Genomic DNA, 18,054 nt, shown 5'->3' on the forward strand with positions numbered 1-18,054 from the left:
CTGCGACGCAACCATCCACTCTACCGGGGGGAGGTCTGTTCGGAGACAACCAAGGCTGCCACGACACCTCGAATCAAGGCGTGCCGGGGTACGAGGATTCGATGTCCGGCCTGGACCCCCGAGAGTTCTTCAAAAATCCGGGGAACGGGACAGGAGCTCAGCCCAGCAGGCGATCGACTTCGGGGAGCATCGCCGCGAAGTTGATCTTGTGGTGACAGGCTTCGCGGGCGGCTTCGAGGTCGGCACCCTTCCAGTCGCGAGCCTCTTCGGCGAGCCCGGCATACTCCTCGCGGGCGACGCTCCGCATCCCGTGCGAGTCGTAGTAGGTGTAGAACCGGGCGAGGTCGCCGAGGCGGGCCTTGGTGCCGGCGGCGGTGGAGCATCGGCCGTCGCAGCCGGGGCACATGGTCGGGTTCGAGGCGAGCACGGCGTCGCGGAGCTCGTCGATCTCCGCCTGCTTCAGCGGCTCGAACCGCCGGGCCGCGTCGGCGTTCTCGCGGATCTGGTCGGTGTTCCGCAAGGTCACGCAGGAGGCCGAGAACCGCTCGTCGGTCCAGATCGCCTGGAGCAGCCCCTGGGCGGGGGTCAACTTCTTCGCCTTGATCGAGGGGACGTGCTTCTCGGTGAACTCCATCTGCCCGCCGAGTTGCTTCATCGAGACCAGGCCGATGTTCTTGGAGTGGCAGGCGTCGAGGGCCTTGTTCAGCGGGGCGTTCTTGTCGAGCCAGGGCGTGTACTTGAGCATGATCACATCAATGAACCCGCCTTCGGCGGCATTCTTGATCTGCTCGGCGATCATCGTGTCGTGCGTGGAGAAGCCGACGAACTTGACCTTGCCCGTCTTCTTGAGCGCCTCGGCCGCTTCCTTCAGCTCCTTGCTCTTGGGCCAGTCGGTCTGTCCGGTGTCGAGGCCGTGGAAGAAGAGGAGGTCGATGTAGTCGGTCTTGAGGTTGGCGAGGCGCTGGTCGAGCTTCTTGAGCATGTCCGCCGGCGTCCGCACGTGGCTCTTGGTCGCCAGGAAGATCGTCTTGCGGACCTCGGGCACGGCCGCGAGCCAGTCGCCGATGACCTTCTCGGAGTTCTTGTACCCCTCGGCCGTGTCGAAGTAGCGGACCCCTTCCGCATACGCCGTGCGGAGCAGGCGGCTGAGCCCCGCGGGCTCGCCGACCGTCCCGTGGTTGAGCAGGGTGACGTCGACGCCCGTCTTCCCCAGCTTGCGGGTCGGCAATACCGGCTTGCCCGGGCTCGCCTTCGGTTCCTGCGCCGACACGTCGCCGGCGGCCAGCCCGGCGGTTGCCGCCGTCGCCGCCATGCCCGCCTGGAGGAACAACCGACGATCCACGGGATTCGCTTGCGGTTCGTTCATCTCTTGTTTTCCTCGTGCCCGGATACGGAAGCCGACAAGAAACCGTCATGATTTCGAAGGAGAGGGAATCGCAATCCTAATCGATCCGGCCTCAGGTTTCATCGTCTTCCCGCCGGCCTCGGGCCGTTTCTTACCTGCGTTCGGGAATCGCCCTCCGCTCCCCCAGGCGGCGTAGGACGTGTGCGTCTCGCTTTGGACGACGCGAAACGCGACTTGAGCGGAGTCTGGAGAGGCTTGAAAGCGGTGAGTCACTTCGCGGCGAGGGCCTTGTCGAGTTGCACGGGGATCTCCAGGCACCCTGCGGTCAGGATGTGTTTGAGTTCCGCAACATATTTGAAGTTGAACTGATGGCCTTTCGACGCGTGCCAGAGGATGAACCGTTCCTCGTGCTGGAAGTCGAGGTAAACGATCATCGCGCTCCCGTCCTGGTAGAGCCATATGGCGATGGCGTTCCGCGAGGCCTGACGGGGGAGAAGTGAAGGAGTAATAATTTCGATCTGCTTTCCCAGACTCAATCCTTGCAAGACCGAACGAACGCTCCTCCGGCTCTGGCCGATGGGAGCGACGGCGAGTTGGTAAGGTCCGACCGGGACGGGGCGGTGGGGTGCGGCGGAGGGGCGAGAGGCATTTGCCTGTGCCTGGATCGCGGCGTCCCAGAGATTCTGGAGGGAGTTCTGGCTTAAGAGGAACGGTTCCGGCGGGGAGAGGTGGATCGCCACCTTGACGAACTCGTCGTCCTCGGCCGGCTGTTCTTCCCGAGGGATCTCGCCTCCCACGTAAATCGGCTTCGGCCCCGGAGGCGGGCGATGGGCCGCGGGGCCCTCCCCGTCGTCCTCGTCGAGCCAGGGGGTGTCGACGACCGTGAAGACGTCCTCGTCGAACTGCTTCACCACGTCGATCGGGACCGCGATCACCATCATCCGATCGAGACGGACGCCGCGCAAGGGGATGTGGAGCACCTTGCCGATCACATAGTCCCAAAGCGCCTCGTAGCGCGGTCGGAACTTGCGCTGCCAGTGGGCTCGCTCGATGAGTGGGTAGATGACTTCGGGCCAAAGGTCGGCGCTCTTCGCGTCGAGTTCCGTTGTCCCCGTGGCGTAGTGGAGGACCGCCTTTCGGAAGTCGTCATCCTTGCGCCAGACCTCGGCCAGGCGGTTCCAGAGCGATGCTCGATGGGCGTCCAACTGTTCGCGAGACGGGGCAATACTTTCCAGATCCTCGATGGTGCGAGGCATCAAGCCGGGGTTGAGCACGCCTCGGTGGTCGAGCATGTGCTCGCGAGCATAGGGGCAGGCTTCCTGGAGTTGCTTGCGAACTTGGCGGAATCGCTTAAGCCTCGCGCGGTTGCGTCGGCTCGCCAGATACTTCATGACCACGACCGGGCTGAGCGCCGCGCGGACGTCAGGGCGCTCTTCGAGGAGCAGGCTGGCGCGCTTGATGGCTTCCTCGTTCGGTTCGACGACCGACAGCCAGGTCATCGCCAGGAGTAGCCGCGCGCGGTCCGCGTTCCTGGTGTCGAGCCGGCGCCGGCTGAACATCCCTCGTCGCCGCGAGCCGCCCAACAGGAATCCAAGATAGTGCCCGCAAAGGTATCGCTCCTCCGGCGTGACGACGACCGGAGTCGCGAGCATCGCGGCGAACATCTCACGCGCAATCGGGTGGCTCGATCCCTCGCTCGCCCTCTCGGGTCCGCCCTTGGAGGGCCTGGAAGGATCCTCGGGGTGCTGTCGCGTATCGCCCGCGACGACGGGCGTGCTGGTCTCTGACGACTCGAATCGTGGTTCAACCCGCGCCGCGCCATTCGTGGATGTTAATTCAGGCGTCCCGTCACCGACGACGTACTCACGCGAAGGCGGCGAGTGGCCAGTGAACCGGGGACCCGTTCGTCCGACCCTGCGAACTCGCTCGCGTTCGGCTTCGTCGGCGATGGCAATCGCCGTGATTCTTCCCGAGGCCGGCCGTTTCCCGGGGTTCTTCTCGAGGAGCGAGAGGATCAAGCCTTCCAGCGTCGGCGAAATCTCGGGATTTTTGAGCCGAGGGTCGGGAGGGATGGCGTGGATGTGCTGGTCGATCACAGACATGACGCGGCCCATGAAGGGCACGGCACCGGTCGCGCACTCGTAGAGCATCACACCGACGGAGTACAGGTCGGTGCGATGGTCGAGGGATTTGCCCTGGGCCTGCTCCGGGCTCATATAGCTCGGGGTGCCGCGGATCGTCCCGCTCACGTCCCCGACCTCGCTCAAGACGACGGAGAGACCGAAGTCGGAAAGCTTTGCCGCGTCGCTCGGGGTCAGCAAGACGTTCCCTGGTTTGACGTCGCGATGGATCACACCCTGACGGTGCGCGTAGTCGAGCGCTTCGGCCACCTGTCCGCAAATCCTTAGTCGATCCTCCAGCGGCAGGAATCGCCAACGGGAAGCGAAGACCGACCCGTCCACTTCCTCCATGACGAGGAAACAGGTCCCTTCCGACTCGCCGAAGTCATACAGACGCACGATCTTGTCGTGAACCAGCCGGGCGAGAATCTGGGCCTCGAGGCGGAGTTTCTCGGCAACTTCCTCGTCGCCGCGATCCTTGAGCAGCTTGATCGCCACCGTTCGTCCAAGCACGCGGTCGGTGGCCCGGTAGACGGTCCCCATACCGCCTTGCCCAAGCTCCGTTTCCAGGACGAACCGCTCGTTGAGCGTTGCGCCGACACCGATCACTTGATTTCCCCCTCGGATGCAGAGAAGTCGTCAAGAGCCGAGTGGCGCCAAGATAACATCTGCACGATTCACATGCGAATAGAAAGGCCTTCTCGCACCGCCCCGAGCCTGGCGACGAGCCTGGATGTCGAATTCCAGGACGTTCCGAAGCAAGGTCGGCCGTTCCCCGGCCGGTACCCGAGTGAGGTAGGTCGTGATCGCCGGACGACCCTTCTGCCAGTCGGCAGTAAAGCTCACACAGACGGCCGTCGCCCGGTCGAGCGGAGTGGTCGTGGAGTCGCTAACCGCGGCAACATGCTCGATGATCGGGTCAATCCGGCGGTAAGCGATATCGAGAAGCCTCGACAGTCCTCAACCGGCAATCGGGCGAAATCTCGGTTTTTATAAAAAGAGATTCGGCTCAACAAATTCTTGAACGGGCGTTCCTGGCGCGGCTTGGCGAAAAAGAGCTGTCAATAAAGCTCGAAATCCCCGGCGTTTTCCGGGGTGATGGGGTTTGCAACACAAACCCACGACCCGGCGCACGCGAGAATTTCGAGAGAATCCCACGATACGAGCCCACCTGGGTTCTCGCAAGCGTCGCATCGATGGGGCACTTCATGAACCAACGAAGGCTCTGAAGTCGTCGTCGCGCGGTCGCCACTCATTCGGCGTCCTTGAGCCGTGCCTGGACCCACTCGGAGGCGGGCAGGGGTTGTCGAGATTAGTCGCGGGGCGGGAAGAGTCGTCTCCAGGGTCGCACGATCGGACCATCTCCGGCCGGGTCGGGGTCCAGCAGGGATCGACCGGGTGAGTACGCGCTACGGTCATCAAAGGATCGATTGAGTAATGATTCTTATGGGCCTAGTAACGTCAAGGTTTAAGATCAAGATTGCATTGTATGTCTTTTGTGTCCTGGATCGGGTAGTCTGCCAGGAAGACGTGATCGCGGCTTCCGTCCCATCGCGATTCAGACCTCGAGAGGGCGAATGGCCGAAACCTCAGCCACCTTGCTGGAACGCCTTCAAGATCGGTCCGACTTTGTCGCTTGGCAGAGGCTCGTTCACGTCTATTCCCCTTTGATAAGCAACTGGCTCCGCGCCCTCGCGGTCCCCGCCGTGGACGTCGACGACCTCACGCAGGAAGTTCTCGAGGTTCTCGTCCGCGAGGTATCTCGTTTCCGGCACAATGGGCGCACGGGAGCGTTCCGCGCCTGGCTGCGGACGATTGCGGTCAACTGCCTCCGACAGTCCTTGCGATCTCGACGTCCTCAGCTTACTGGGCCCGTCGGCTCTGGCATCAACCCGTGGCTGGATCAGCTAGAAGACCCCTCCAGCGACCTGAGCCGGCGCTGGGACCGAGAGCATGATGCGTTCGTCCTGCAACGCTTGCTCGACCTGATTGAACCCGACTTCCAACCGACCACCTGGCGTGCCTTTCGGATGCAGGTGATCGACGGTGCCTCGGCCGAGACCGCGGCGGCCGAATTGGGCCTGACCATAAACGCGGTCTTGATCGCGAAGTCTCGCGTGTTGAGTTGTTTGCGACGCAACGCCGAGGGGTTCGTCGACTGATTTCTCTCCCACCGTGAAAGGATCGCGGTCCCTCGCGCATTCTCTCATCGGAGGACGGAGCGAGGCACGCGCCCCGACTGTCGGCACAGCCTTGAAGACAGGATCGCTCGCGTGTGCTGCTTCTCCCGATGCACGGAGCCCTTCTCATGCCGGACGTCAAGTCGATGCACCCGCCTGCCGACCGCCTTTCGGCTTATGCGCAAGGCCGCCTCGATGAGCCGGAGATGAACGAGATCGAGGAGCATCTTTCCGGATGCGACTCGTGTTGCCTCTGGATTCGCGACCAGCCGGAGGACTCTCTGGTCGCGAAGCTCCGAGTCCGCGGCGCCACGACGGCCTCGGTTCCCGATCCGTCGGAAGGGTTGACAGTCGCTCCGACTCTGGGCTTTCACGTCCCGTCGTCGTTCGTGCTTGGTCGCTCCCCCGTTATCGCCTCTCACGACCAACCGTCGATGACCGGGATCCCCAAGGAGTTGTGCGACCATCCTCGCTATCGGGTCGTCGCCACTCTGGGGGCGGGGGGGATGGGCGTCGTCTACCGCGCCGAGCACAAATTGATGGACCGCCCAGTCGCCCTCAAGGTCATCCGTGGCGACCTGCTGGACAATGAGGCGCTGGTCGAGCGATTTCGCCGCGAGGTCAGGGCGGCCGCACGCCTGGTCTCGCACCCCAACGTCGTGGCCGCCTATGACGCCGAGCAAGCCGGGGAGACGCACATCCTGGTTATGGAGTTCGTCGAGGGGATCGACCTGGCTCGAATGGTCGATCGTCGCGGGCCTTTACCGGTCGGCGAGGCGTCCGAGTACGCTCGCCAGGCTGCACTCGGGCTTGGGCACGCCTTCGAGGACGGGATGGTCCACCGCGACATCAAACCGCAGAATCTGATGAGGACGACCCGCGGCCAGATCAAGATCCTCGATTTCGGCCTGGCCCGATTCGCCAGCGAGGTCGGTTCTCAAGCCGGGATGACCGTCGAGGGCATGATCCTGGGCTCGCCCGACTACATCGCCCCCGAGCAGATCGATGACCCGCATTCCGCCGACGTCCGGGCCGACATTTACAGCCTTGGCTGCACTCTCTATTTCCTCCTCGCTGGTCAGCCGCCCTTCCCCCAACGTCGCCTTGTCCAGAAGCTGGTGGCCCACGGGGAGAAGACGGCGAGACCGCTCACTGAGGTTCGCGACGACATGCCGCCGGAGCTCGCGCAGACCGTCGAGCGGATGATGGCCAAGGATCCTGGGCAACGGTTCCAGACTCCGGACGAGGTGGCCGTGGCGCTGGCTCCGTTCGCCGACGCCCAGGCGGCGCGAGCCGCCGCGATGGACCGCGAATCACCGGCGGACGCCTATGCGAGCACCCTGACCCTGGCACCCTCGCCGCTCGCCGAGATACGGGGCAATGCGGCGACGGCCACGCAAGAAGCCCTTCCCGGCGCCAGCCCGCGGTGGCCCTGGCTTTGGATCGCCGTGGTCCTGGCGATGCTGCCCATCCTGGGGGCAGCGTTCCAGGCGCTGGTCACCTACCGCATCCAGACGGAAACCGGCGAGTTGATCATCGCGTCCGATGATCCCGGCATCGCGGTGATGGTCACGCAAGGCGGCCGGCACGTCGCGATCATCGACCCCAAGACCAAGGGCCGAATCGAGCTGAAGGTGGGCCGCTACGACTTGGAGCTCGTCGACGGCCTCGATGGTCTCAAACTTTCGACCGATGCATTTACCCTCAAGCGAGGGGAAAAGACGGTCGTCACCGTGCGGCGCGAACCGCCGGTGTCGGCCCCGAAGCCGCGGCCGGAATCCGGCCTGCTCGCGGGCGCCGGCGCCGAGGAAGTCGGCGAGATCGCCCGGTTTGAAAGCCCGCATGACTTCGTCAATTTCCCGTTTCTGGTTCCCGACGGCCGCCACGTGCTCTACGCGACTTCCGGCGAGCTGCAGGATAATCAATGGCTCCCAGGCACGGACCCCGCCCTCTGGTTCGGCGACCTGGCCGATCCGAAGAACCCTCGCAAGTTCACGAGCCAAGCCCCGTTGAACGCCCTGGCGCTCTCGCGCGATGGCCGCGTCGCGCTCACGACCTCTTCTGACCAGAGCCTCCGGATCTGGGATGTCGAGACTGGAAAATCGCGGCGGGTCCGTCGCTCAGAGGTCAGTCTTGGCCAGGTCGCCTTCGCGCCCGATGAACACCATGCGGCCTACGTCCATGGCGACACAATCCGCTACTGCGACCTGGAGACGGGCGAGGAGTCGATGACGTTCCGGGGGCACTCCGGCGGGATTCGGTCCTTTGCGTTCTGCCCGGACGGCCGTTGGCTCGTGTCCGGAGGAGTTGACGACCACACGATCCGCGTCTGGAACGTGAAGACCGGGGAGGAAGTCCGAAAGATGAAGCATGGGCACGGCGTGATGGCCGTTGCCGCCTTTCCGGACAGCCGCCGAGTGCTGACGGCCAGTTGGGACGAGACAATCGGCGTCTGGGATTTGGAGACAGGCCAGCAGCTCCGGCGGATCTGCGGTGTTGCGGATAACTTCGGTGCCCGTGTCGCCATCGCGCCCGACGGTCGTCGCGCCTTGTTCGGGACCGAGCATGATCATGCGGTGCGACTCTGGGACCTGGAGACGGGTGAGGAGATCGAGCGCTTCGACGGACACACCGGTGATCCCTGGCACGTTTCCTTCGCGCCCGACGGCCGACGTGCCGTCTCCGGCTCCTCGGACAAGACGGCCCGCGTCTGGGCGTTACCGCCGGGACGGCCGCCCGGCCAAGAGCCTCCCCTCCTCGAGGTTGCCCATTTCCTTGGCCATGAGGATGTCGTTGAAACCGTGGTGGTCTCCCCGGACGGCCGACGCATCCTGTCCGGCTCCTTCGACAATACGATGATCCTCTGGGATCGAGAGAGCGCGCAACCGATCCGTCGTTTCCGCGAGCTTGGCGGGCAAGTCTACGGCGTTGCAATCTCGCCCGATGGCCGTCGGGCCCTCTCCGGAGGCAGCGACAATCTCCTCCGGCTCTGGGACCTCGATTCGGGTGAACTGGTCCGCAAGTTCACGGGTCATGCCGAGGCGATCCTGGCCGTGGCCTTCAGCCCCGATGGCCGGCTGGCCTATTCCACGAGTGGTGGACCGAACCCCTGGACCGACGGCTCGGACTCAGTCGTCCGGGTCTGGGACCTGGAGACTGGGGACCAAATCCGGGGGTTGGGAGGTCACAAAGGCCGGGTCGGCGGCCTGGACGTTTCCATCCACGGCCACCGGCTGCTCACCGGCGGTGACAAGACGTTGATTCTCTGGGACACCGACCTCAACGGCACCAAGGAATCTCGCCGATTCCAAGGGGACCAGGCCGTGATCGCCAATGTGGCCTTCCTGTCGGATGGTCGCCGAGCCGTCTCGGCCTGTTACGATCGGACGATCCGGCTCTGGGATCTTGAGGCGGGAACCGAGCTCAAGTGCTTCCGCGGGCACACGGACGAGGTCACCTGGGTGGCCGCCTCGCCCGATGGCCGCCGGCTGCTCTCGTCGGACTACCGAGGGCGAGATTTACGCCTCTGGGACGTCGAGTCCGGCAAGATGATCCGTCGGATCAACTGGAAGAACTCGCCTCCGACCCGCGGGACCTTCACCCCCGACGGCCGGCATGCCGTTTGGGCCGGGGGGGACGGAGTCATCAGGATGTATCGACTCCCGACAACCGATCCGGACAAGACCGGGCAGCCCGCGGCCCGGCCCGGCGAGACGGATGAAACTCGATCGATGGGTCGCTAACCTTTTTGTCGAAATTGTTTATTTTATGATTATTTAAATAAATCATGAAAGAGGAGATTCTGAAAGGGAAGCGCCGGGGCTCGCGGCCGGCGCTCCTTGGTTTTGGTGGGCTCAGGGATTCGTCAGGTTCGGCGACCACAACGGCCCGGGGCGAATCTCGGGCGTGCGGCCGGAGGGAGGGAACGTGGACTTCACGGCGGCGCGGAGTTGCTGCGAGAGCGTCTCAACCGTGGTCGCGTGCTCCGGCTTTTCGGCGAGATTCGTCAGCTCGCGCGGGTCGGCGTCGTGGTCGTACAACTCGCGGCCGTTGCGCCCCTCGTCCCATTCGGTGTAGCGCCATCGAGGTGTCCGGAGACTGTAGCCGAAGTAGCGACTGCTCGGGGGCTGGCCTCCAGCCTGTCCTCCGCCCGGGCCGGCCCCGCCTCGCGAGACCTGGGTGAGAGCCGAGCCTCGCCCTACGGTGTCGGGATCCTTGAGAATCGGCACGAGGCTCTGGCCCTGGAGGTTCGTGGGGTGCTCGACGCCGCACAACTCCGCGAGGGTCGGGTAGAGATCGACGTGAGAGACGGGAGTCTTCGCGGCCCGGCCCTTGGTCGCCAGGCCTGGTGCGGCGATCAAGAGCGGTACGCGGGCACTCTCCTCGAACAAGCTCATCTTCTGCCAGAGCCCATGCTCGCCCACGTGATAGCCATGGTCGCTGGTGAACACGATGATCGTGTTCTCGGCGAGCCCGAGGCGATCCAGTGCGTCGATCACGCGACCAACCTGGGCGTCCATGAAGCTGATGCTGGCGTTGTAGCCTTGCCGGGCTTCACGGCGCTTCGCGTCATCGAGGTTGTTGTCCCGCCTGGCGCTGAGGAGGGCAGGGGCGGGGATGTCGGCCTGGTCCTCTTTCACTCCCTGGACGACGGGCATCGTCGACTCGGGATGGAGGTCGAAGTACGCCTTCGGCGCGACGTAAGGCGTGTGCGGGCGGAAGAAGCCCACGGCGAGGAAGAACGGACGATCCTTCCGCCGGGCGAACCGTTCGAGGACCCATTCGGCGTCCTCGGCCATGAGGCCGTCGGTGTGGTCGCGGTCCCCCTTCGGCGAGGCGTACCAACTGAGCGTCGCCCCGAACTCGCCGGGCCTCAGTGAGACGATCCGAGGCTCCTCCTCGAGCCGGTCGACACCCGCCGGGTTCAACTCCAACTCCCAGCTCCCGGGGTCGTCGTGGCCGTTCGTGCCGACCGACATGGGGACGTTGTAGTGGAAGAGCTTGCCGATCCGCCCGGCGAAGTAACCGGCGTTGCGGAACGCCTGGGGCAAACTTCGTTGCGACGGGATCGTCTGCCGGAAGACCTGCCCGTTCGTCAAGATGCCCGTGCTGTTGGGATAGAGCCCGGTAAGCATTGAATTCCGGCTCGGCCCGCACAGCGGGAACGCACAGTACGCGCGGTCGAACCGCACGCTCCTGGCCGCGAGCCTGTCGAGGTTCGGTGTCTTCGCCAGCGGGTCGCCGTAACAGCCGAGCAAGTTGTTGAGGTCGTCGGAGATGAGGAACAGGACGTTCGGTCGCTGATCCGCTCCGGCCGCGGGAGCCGTCGACAGGCATAGCAGTAATAGCAAGGACCAACATCGTCGCATCGAACGAGGACTCCGAATAGCGGCTGACTCCGGGAGCGGGCGCGTCAGGAGCGACCACCCATCCTACGGGATTTCGATCCCGGGTCCGCACACACTTACCCCTATACCGGACAAGACGCATGGACGAGTCGGCCCAGAAGGACCGGGTTCCAGAGCCTGCTGGGGACGCTGTCCCGAAACCCGGTTATTCTTCAAAACCGGGTTTCTGACCCGCTCGATGGCGAAATCCCTTCGCGAGAAGTTGTCGCCAATCCCATAGAAACCCGGTACATCAGAAAAACCCGGGTTTCGGGGCACGGTTCTCGGGACAGACTGTTCAGGCAGGATTCATCCCGGTTCCCCGCTGGGATCGCCCTTCAAAAAGAGTCGGCGCTAATCACCTCGCCGCCGGCCCTGGTGCCGAGGGCCCAGTAGGTCCGGAGGTCGACCGTGCTCTTGATGAAGCGAACGCTGCCATCGGCGAAGGTGAAATTGGAGCCACCCGGATGGTTACTCGTCGAGTTGACAAACCCCGCGAGTCCCCAGGTGAACAGGGGGTCTCCCTGGCACGAGTTGAAGGCGTATTGCCGACTGTTGGGCGGGGTGATCGTGTTGAAGAGCGTTGTGCCCAGGTAGCCGGCCATCCAGGTGGCTCCGCTGTAACTGGCTCCGACCCGTACGTCGGTCGTGCCCGCATTGGCCTGGGCGTACGCGCCGCAAGCCGCCAGGGCCTGGACGACCTGCGGGTAAAGCGGGCTGGCGTCGGCCGAGACCACGCCGCTGACCTCGGGCACGCCCCCGAAGCTCGCCCGGCGCGTATCGGTGACCGCCGGCCCGACGGCTCCGATCAGATGCTCGGAGTAAGCGATGGTGTTGGACGTGCCGTCGGTCACGCTCGCCGCGTTGGTGGCGCGGGAGCCGTGCTGGATCGGGTCGTCAAAATGGAAGAGGCCCGTCGACTGTCGGATCGACACCGTTTGATTCACCGCCCCAACCGCCTCGACGGTCGTCCCCGTGCTGCCGACGTAGTTGCAGTCGAAGTCCATTCGGATATTGGTCAGGGTCGTGGGGGAGAGGCCGTCGGAGGGGCAGATGAATGAGGTCAATCGCGTGTAGAGAATCGTGGAATTGGTCCAGTACGCCAGGTTCAGGGCTTGAGCCGGGGCGAAGTTGAAGTTGATCGCGTTGTAGACCGTCTGCTGCTCCAGGTAGCCGAGGACTTGTGCATGGGCACTCCACGGGTTGCCCCCGTAGTTGGCACCCGGGGTCGTCTTCGCCCAGGACTGGGCGATGGGAAACGAGCCGTACGCCGAGTTGTAGTTATGCAGGGCGAGACCAAGCTGCTTCAGATTGTTCACGCATTGGATCCGTCGCGCGGCTTCACGCGCCGACTGCACCGCCGGCAGTAAGAGCCCGATCAGTACCGCAATGATCGCGATCACGACCAAAAGCTCGATCAGCGTGAACCCCTCGCGGCGCCGGCGGCGGAAGGGTGCGGCTGGCCTCGGCCTGCCGCCATGATGCAACGTCGACATTGAGAAAGACTCCAATCCAATCCGGGAGCCTCCGGCTAGTGCGGTCGGCAAAACCCGGCGATCGTCTCAACATGTCTCTCGTTGTCGAGTCGGCAGTACCCAGGCGTGGAGGCGGGCGGCCCTCTCCTCGCAGCCCCATTCTCTACAGGGTCGAACTCTCCCGTCAATATGGATATCGACTTTGTCGATCGATTTAATCAAGAAAAGGGTCTGTTTACTGAAGAATCTGCGAGGGACCACGTGGAAGAGTGGGACGGAGGAGATGCAACGAGGATGATTTCACAAGCTTTCCGCTGACAAGAGTTTGCGAGGCTCAGAGGGCACCAAGTGCTTGGACCTCCTTGGAAGTGGGCAGGTGTTGACAGGATGATGGGTCGTGGGGCGGAAAGAGCCGTCCCAAGCGTCGCACCACGTCCCCATTGGAGGATCTCCGGCGACGTCGGGGCCCTAGCGGGCGAGAGCAGAGATACGATTATCCATGGTGGTGAAGGAGGCGGTAGAGCCGGAGAAGATCTGGCGAGTTCCTTGATGCATCGATCGGACCGGTCCTTGCGGCCTAGTTCGGGGTCCCCAACAGGAAGGCGCGTGGGACGCGGCGATTGACGTAAAGAGACCGACTCGGAATTGGATATGGCCACGATAGCTGTGACTTTTTGTTGCGAGCCATAGATGATAGAGTTGGCCTGGATGAAGTCTCTTGAGCCTGAAAGTAACCGATGCAAGAAGGCAAGATACATGACTGTCCAGATCTCTGACAAACTGATGAACCTGTATTCGAGAGTCAATACAGACGGCTTGCGATTGTACGGTGTCATCCGCGGAGATCCACGCGATCCGTCAGATGGTTGGGGTGATGGCCCGGCATTCGCGGCAAAGCCGACACCACCAAATGAATCGGTGCTTTGCACGGGACTTTGGCGTCGATATGTGGCGACTTTCGTTCTGGAACGCGATGGTCGACTAAAGTTGGCGACCTTTGAATACTTGATAAGTGTCCGCGAATGGCAGAGGGAAGAGATTGATGAGTTGCTAGAAGGTGACTTCTGGATGGTTATGCGGCCGCATTTCAATGCGGACCGGATCTATATCCCTTTCCGTGAGAGCGTAGTCATCGAAGATCGAGACAGGTGGCTCACCGAAGAGCCTTATCTTGTGCGGAAGCATCGGCGTCTGGAGCGACGTCGCCAAAGGACTGCCAGACGCTTGAAGGAGGACCAGGAGGAGACCGGAGGACCAGAGACGTAGGGAGAGACACAGTGATACCAACGGGTGACGGTCGGATCCACCAGATGAGCACGCGCCATCGTCATCGGAAGGGCCTCCTGGACTGTTCTTCGGAACACTAACCACGCAGAAGCGAACCGTCAAATGATACGGATACTCGTTAGCGTTAGATTGCTGGTGCGGCGGTGGAAGGAGACGGCTGTGCCGACGGCTGGCGTAAGAGCGTTCTTTCGTGGCATTAAGCGGAGCGTAATCGCCGCAGCCGTCCTGTTGGCCTGGGACGGGGCGATGTTCGGAACATACCTTATGGCATCGGTCTTCTGCCCGATTTGGTTCCTTGTCAGTCTCCTGAAGAACGCGAACGAACGCCCTGGTTGGGGGCTTGCGCTGGTGAGGATCGGAATTCCCGCCTTTACCTTTGGGCTCTTGTGGGCCAACAGCGCCGTTCAGTTCGGAGTCGCCGAGTCGAACTCTCGACGAGTCATATTGGCTTGTGAGGAGTATCATGCCGCTAACGGCCGATTCCCCGAGAAGCTCGATGAACTCGTGCCTCAGTACATGAAATTTATCCCACGTGCGAAGTATTGCATGGCAGGCCACTTCGCATATCACAACTTTGGAGAGGCCAAGCTCTATTGGGTGGTTGTTCCGCCGCACCTCCGGAAAATTTACAACCTCGAGAGACGGAGTTGGAGCTACCTCGATTAGAGGCCCAACCAATCAAACCTCATTAGAGTGGTCGTTAGCCGGAGAGGAACTGCTTCGTGTGGTTAGGTGGCCCTCGTCCGCTGAATACACTGTATTCGGTCGCACGATCCTGTCACGGGACGATGGGGATTGCAGCCTCCTTCAGATAGCCATTGAGAAGTTCCTGTGGGTCCTTGTTCGTAACGATGTCCGTTACCTCATCGCCCTGAAAGACCTTGATCCAGGAGCACTGAAAACAGATGACATAGTCGACGGCCTTTCCGTCCCTTTCCGCCCGAAGCGCGTGCCGCGGCCAGAAGCAACGAGCAAAGCCGTGGTCGAGGTCCTGCGTACTTCGTCTCAGCGCTTGAATGACCTCCGATCGGCGTTCTGCAGACGCGATTTCTACCTTGCCGAGGACTGGGTAGCCGTGGAACGTTTCGACTTTCATCGGACGCTCTCGGGCTGAGTCATCCAGAGTGCCATCGATCGAGTAGAGAACAACCTTGCGAGCTGACGCCAGAGTTTTCAAAAAGATCGGCATGTCATCGAGGTTTGCCAAGGACGTTACCCGGCCATCCCCACCCTTATGAGAGTAGGAAATTCGTGGGCTCGTGTCGCCTGGTGTTATCGAAGAGGGCGCCTCGCCACCACATCCCGCTAGGCTTCCAAATAGAATTACGAGAGACGCTTGCCGGGTGTTGGCCATGTTAAGTTGCCGTCTGGTGTCTGGAAACTTGGGTGTCGTCACGCCCGACCAACCATCGATTGTACCAGAAACCGTCGTGACGACCCGGATCCACCGGAGCGCAAAGTTAGGCGCCCGGCCCGGCGACGCCGATGCCGCTACTCTCGCATTCCAGGACGAAGCGACCACCAGGGGCAACGACCAGCATCTCCCCGGTCGCGTAGTTCATCTCGGTGACGGGGATGGCCTGGCCCTCGATGGGGCCGATAGCCACACCTATGCCGCCTTCAGGGTATGCCAGTTCAATGCTTCGAGCAACGCGCTCCCAAGGTCTGAGTCGAGAACACGCCGCGCCCCGAGTGGGTGATGACGAGCAGGAAGTCACCGCTGAGATCGAAGCCTTCGGCAACTAGCCCCCCAATGTGAAGATAGCGTTCCATCAACATCCCTTCGACGACACCTAAGGAATCCCTGCAAACATCGTGGCTACTTCACGTGCGTATCCGAAGCCGCCGGAGGCGGACTTGCCGGCGGGCTTCGCGGAGGCACTCGACGCTACCACATTACAAGCCTGGCTTGATGCATCTGACTCGATGACTCCTCGGCTCGCCCTATCGTCAGGCCAGTACCGACCCGCTCCCGTCGCGCCTGCCGAACGACCTCGACCTTCTGGGCAGACGACGACCAGACTGATGAAAACGTCCTCGCGACTTACTTTAATTCTGCTGAGGTGCCAGAATTCGCTATCGGTCCGCACCTAGCCTACCCCAAGTCTCGTATTCCGCTCGGCCGTAATCAGGGTCGACCGTCCGTCGACACCCATGGTCACCAGTCACGCCGATTCTTTCAACCGACGTGGGCCGGAGGAGAAAGGTTGGGATTTCTTGACGTTGCAGGTCCGCGACCTATGATCCGTCAGAGTCCTCAAACGGCCGCGATATGACAGCATGGATGCGTGTCGACGATGGAGCCATGCCCGCCATGCCGATCCGCCGCTCTTCCTGCCTGACTCCGAGCGTCGAAAACATCGAACCTCGCCTGGCTCCGAGCGGCGTGAGCGGCCCAATCCTGGAATCGCTTGCAACGGACCGGTCCGCCTTACTCGAAGACGTCTACGCGATCATGGTGCTTTTCCACCAGGTAGCGCAGTCGCAAAGAGCAACGGCTCGCGAGGCCCGCGAAATAGCGAGGGAAGCTCAGAACAACGCGATCGATCAGCAAGTTGCCAAAATGCGGGAGGCTGCGAACTTGTCGCTCGCCTCAGGGATCGTTTCGGGGGTAACTCCCATCGCCAGCGGCATGGTGAACATCCGGCACTCTGCCCAACTGATTCGAACCGAGCACCTAAAGCACACTCCCCCGATTGAGTTCGACTACGCCTTGGCCCAGCTGGATCACCACATGGGGAAGACAAGCCGGGACCTCTCGAAGGTCGAGCCTCGAGCCTTACCGAACTTGACGCAGAACATGGAGGCGACGATGCAAGAGGTGAGAGACCGCATGGCTCAACTGGTCGCGGCCCAAAGGGCAACGCTGGAAACCATTACGAGAGGGTGACCCTAGCGGGTGTGAGCCCGGCAAGATCGACTTGCCGCCATTCCCACAAATTCACTTCTCGACTCCTGATAGGCTCATCCGAGCCTCTCATGTGCCCCGAAGAATGCGAGCAGCCATACAGAAAGCGGCAGCGGTCGAGTGCATTCAGCCCTCTCCGGAGGCACGCCCCATCGCGTCCAAGAGCTGCTGAAGGGTGTCGAGATAGCCGGCGAGGGCCTCTCTTCCCTTCTTGGTTAGAAGGTAGGTCGTTCTCGGGCGACGGCCGACGAAGGACTTCTCGGCCCTGACGTATTCCGCTTCTTCCAGCTTTTGGAGTTGCAGTCCCAGGCTCCCATCGGCCACGCCCAACCTCTTCTTCAGGGCGGTGAAGTCGTGAGGGCCATCGAGCTGGAGTGCCGTCAGCACACCCAGTCGCAAGGGGCCGTGAACGGTGGTATCGATCCCATTGAAGTCAATCGGTTGCATGGCTCCCCACCGCCTCCCGCAGTTGCGCCGACTGGATCGCGACGCCCGCGAGGTAACCCATGGCCATCAGGCCATGGGCGACGGGATAGCTGAAATGCCAGTCGAGGATCGGGAGCAGCATCCCGGCAAGCAGGGTCGAGAGGGCAAGGCCAAGGCAGTAGTACCGCTGCCTGCTCTTGAGAGCGGAACGGACAAGGATCAAGGAGAAGCTGAGGAGCAGACCGACGCTGCACGCATGCAGTGCGGCCGTCCGTGACGTCGCTATGGAGTGGCCGGCAATGCCCGCGATCAGATACCCCGATGCGGCGACCCACACGACGCCGTAGATGCTGATCGATACCGCGACTTGGGTCACGACCTCGTGGTCGAGGGCAGGAACGCGGCGGGATCGCAGGAACAACCCGACCAGGACCGGTACCATGACCGCAGCGGGCAAGGCCAGTTGCACCAAGTCCCGTTCGATGAGCAGGCTGACGACCGCCGCAACGGTCGCCGTGGTCGTCAGGAGGATGCCCACAGCCAACGTCCCCCTACCGAAGGGCATGTGCAGCCCCATCGCGCTCCGAATCACAGCGAGATCATCTCTGAGGCGACCGACTTCGTCGTCCGGCATGACTTGCCCCCAATGCGAACCTCGTTACTCAAATTTGTTGAGGACTCAACGTTCTTGAGTATAGGGCCTGCCATGGGGTTGTCAAGAGTGTCTCGTTGCGGCTTCAACCGAGCCGAACTGCGTCTAGGCGACCGACGGGCCGGTGGGGGGCACAGGAACGGAAAGTCAGGCCGTCATCGAGCAGATCACTACTGGTCTTCTATTCTGGTTGTGATGTATTCATGTGGGGTCAGAACTAGTTTCTAGTTTTTTCGGGGTGACATCCGGCTGAAACTCCAGGGATCACAATTAG

At 62.4% G+C, this 18,054-nt stretch carries 13 protein-coding genes; 5 read left to right on the forward strand and 8 right to left on the reverse strand.

Going from position 1 to position 18,054, the window contains the following annotated elements:
• Positions 1-157: 157 nt before the first annotated feature.
• Both ACYOEI_RS14215 and ACYOEI_RS14220 read right to left on the reverse strand, forming a co-directional pair.
• The gene (locus ACYOEI_RS14215; protein ID WP_462850163.1) at positions 158-1,366 is read right to left on the reverse strand and encodes an aldo/keto reductase; all 1,209 of its coding nucleotides are present in this window, start codon (positions 1,364-1,366) and stop codon (positions 158-160) included.
• Positions 1,367-1,614: 248 nt separating this feature from the next.
• Positions 1,615-4,074, reverse strand: a complete 2,460-nt coding sequence (locus ACYOEI_RS14220) for a serine/threonine-protein kinase (RefSeq protein WP_462850164.1) — start codon at positions 4,072-4,074, stop codon at positions 1,615-1,617.
• A gap of 968 nt (positions 4,075-5,042) precedes the next feature.
• On the opposite strand from ACYOEI_RS14220, the gene ACYOEI_RS14225 reads away from it, so the two are divergent.
• Positions 5,043-5,627 (forward strand): RNA polymerase sigma factor, encoded by a 585-nt coding sequence (locus ACYOEI_RS14225; protein ID WP_462850165.1) that lies wholly within the window; start codon positions 5,043-5,045, stop codon positions 5,625-5,627.
• Between the two features lie 146 nt (positions 5,628-5,773).
• Positions 5,774-9,388 (forward strand): protein kinase domain-containing protein, encoded by a 3,615-nt coding sequence (locus ACYOEI_RS14230; protein WP_462850166.1) that lies wholly within the window; start codon positions 5,774-5,776, stop codon positions 9,386-9,388.
• A 111-nt stretch (positions 9,389-9,499) separates the two neighbouring features.
• Here the strand turns inward: ACYOEI_RS14230 and ACYOEI_RS14235 are convergent, their stop codons facing one another.
• Together ACYOEI_RS14235 and ACYOEI_RS14240 are read right to left on the reverse strand one after the other, a co-directional pair.
• Positions 9,500-11,014, reverse strand: coding sequence for a sulfatase (locus tag ACYOEI_RS14235; RefSeq protein WP_462850167.1), 1,515 nt, complete (start codon positions 11,012-11,014; stop codon positions 9,500-9,502).
• Between the two features lie 356 nt (positions 11,015-11,370).
• Complete coding sequence (locus tag ACYOEI_RS14240; RefSeq protein WP_462850168.1) at positions 11,371-12,528, reverse strand: DUF1559 family PulG-like putative transporter; 1,158 nt, start codon at positions 12,526-12,528, stop codon at positions 11,371-11,373.
• A 735-nt stretch (positions 12,529-13,263) separates the two neighbouring features.
• On the opposite strand from ACYOEI_RS14240, the gene ACYOEI_RS14245 reads away from it, so the two are divergent.
• Positions 13,264-13,773 carry a hypothetical protein gene (locus ACYOEI_RS14245; protein WP_462850169.1) on the forward strand — a complete coding sequence of 170 codons (510 nt, stop codon included), beginning with the start codon at positions 13,264-13,266 and terminating at the stop codon, positions 13,771-13,773.
• A gap of 180 nt (positions 13,774-13,953) precedes the next feature.
• The gene (locus ACYOEI_RS14250) at positions 13,954-14,460 is read left to right on the forward strand and encodes a hypothetical protein (protein WP_462850170.1); all 507 of its coding nucleotides are present in this window, start codon (positions 13,954-13,956) and stop codon (positions 14,458-14,460) included.
• A 112-nt stretch (positions 14,461-14,572) separates the two neighbouring features.
• Here the strand turns inward: ACYOEI_RS14250 and ACYOEI_RS14255 are convergent, their stop codons facing one another.
• Positions 14,573-14,890 carry a hypothetical protein gene (locus tag ACYOEI_RS14255; protein ID WP_462850171.1) on the reverse strand — a complete coding sequence of 106 codons (318 nt, stop codon included), beginning with the start codon at positions 14,888-14,890 and terminating at the stop codon, positions 14,573-14,575.
• 364 nt (positions 14,891-15,254) lie between these two features.
• Positions 15,255-15,401 carry a hypothetical protein gene (locus tag ACYOEI_RS14260; RefSeq protein WP_462850172.1) on the reverse strand — a complete coding sequence of 49 codons (147 nt, stop codon included), beginning with the start codon at positions 15,399-15,401 and terminating at the stop codon, positions 15,255-15,257.
• A 698-nt stretch (positions 15,402-16,099) separates the two neighbouring features.
• On the opposite strand from ACYOEI_RS14260, the gene sctB reads away from it, so the two are divergent.
• Positions 16,100-16,684: a type III secretion system translocon subunit SctB gene (gene sctB, locus ACYOEI_RS14265; RefSeq protein ID WP_462850173.1), complete on the forward strand. Its 585-nt coding sequence runs from the start codon at positions 16,100-16,102 to the stop codon at positions 16,682-16,684.
• 144 nt (positions 16,685-16,828) lie between these two features.
• Here sctB and ACYOEI_RS14270 read toward each other — a convergent pair whose 3' ends face one another.
• The gene (locus tag ACYOEI_RS14270; protein ID WP_462850174.1) at positions 16,829-17,149 is read right to left on the reverse strand and encodes a transcriptional regulator; all 321 of its coding nucleotides are present in this window, start codon (positions 17,147-17,149) and stop codon (positions 16,829-16,831) included.
• Positions 17,136-17,693, reverse strand: coding sequence for a hypothetical protein (locus tag ACYOEI_RS14275; RefSeq protein ID WP_462850175.1), 558 nt, complete (start codon positions 17,691-17,693; stop codon positions 17,136-17,138). The genes ACYOEI_RS14270 and ACYOEI_RS14275 overlap by 14 nt, the downstream gene beginning before the upstream one ends.
• Positions 17,694-18,054: the final 361 nt, after the last annotated feature.

The organism is Singulisphaera rosea, assembly GCF_054877945.1.

What these genes read in the sequence shown, in the direction of transcription:
- ACYOEI_RS14215 (WP_462850163.1), bottom strand. Translation starts at nt 1,366, where the DNA reads ATGAACGAACCGCAAGCGAATCCCGTGGATCGTCGGTTGTTCCTCCAG.
- ACYOEI_RS14225 (WP_462850165.1), top strand. Translation starts at nt 5,043, where the DNA reads ATGGCCGAAACCTCAGCCACCTTGCTGGAACGCCTTCAAGATCGGTCC.
- ACYOEI_RS14230 (WP_462850166.1), top strand. Translation starts at nt 5,774, where the DNA reads ATGCCGGACGTCAAGTCGATGCACCCGCCTGCCGACCGCCTTTCGGCT.
- ACYOEI_RS14235 (WP_462850167.1), bottom strand. Translation starts at nt 11,014, where the DNA reads ATGCGACGATGTTGGTCCTTGCTATTACTGCTATGCCTGTCGACGGCT.
- ACYOEI_RS14240 (WP_462850168.1), bottom strand. Translation starts at nt 12,528, where the DNA reads ATGTCGACGTTGCATCATGGCGGCAGGCCGAGGCCAGCCGCACCCTTC.
- ACYOEI_RS14245 (WP_462850169.1), top strand. Translation starts at nt 13,264, where the DNA reads ATGACTGTCCAGATCTCTGACAAACTGATGAACCTGTATTCGAGAGTC.
- ACYOEI_RS14255 (WP_462850171.1), bottom strand. Translation starts at nt 14,890, where the DNA reads ATGAAAGTCGAAACGTTCCACGGCTACCCAGTCCTCGGCAAGGTAGAA.
- sctB (WP_462850173.1), top strand. Translation starts at nt 16,100, where the DNA reads ATGCCCGCCATGCCGATCCGCCGCTCTTCCTGCCTGACTCCGAGCGTC.
- ACYOEI_RS14270 (WP_462850174.1), bottom strand. Translation starts at nt 17,149, where the DNA reads ATGCAACCGATTGACTTCAATGGGATCGATACCACCGTTCACGGCCCC.
- ACYOEI_RS14275 (WP_462850175.1), bottom strand. Translation starts at nt 17,693, where the DNA reads ATGCCCTTCGGTAGGGGGACGTTGGCTGTGGGCATCCTCCTGACGACC.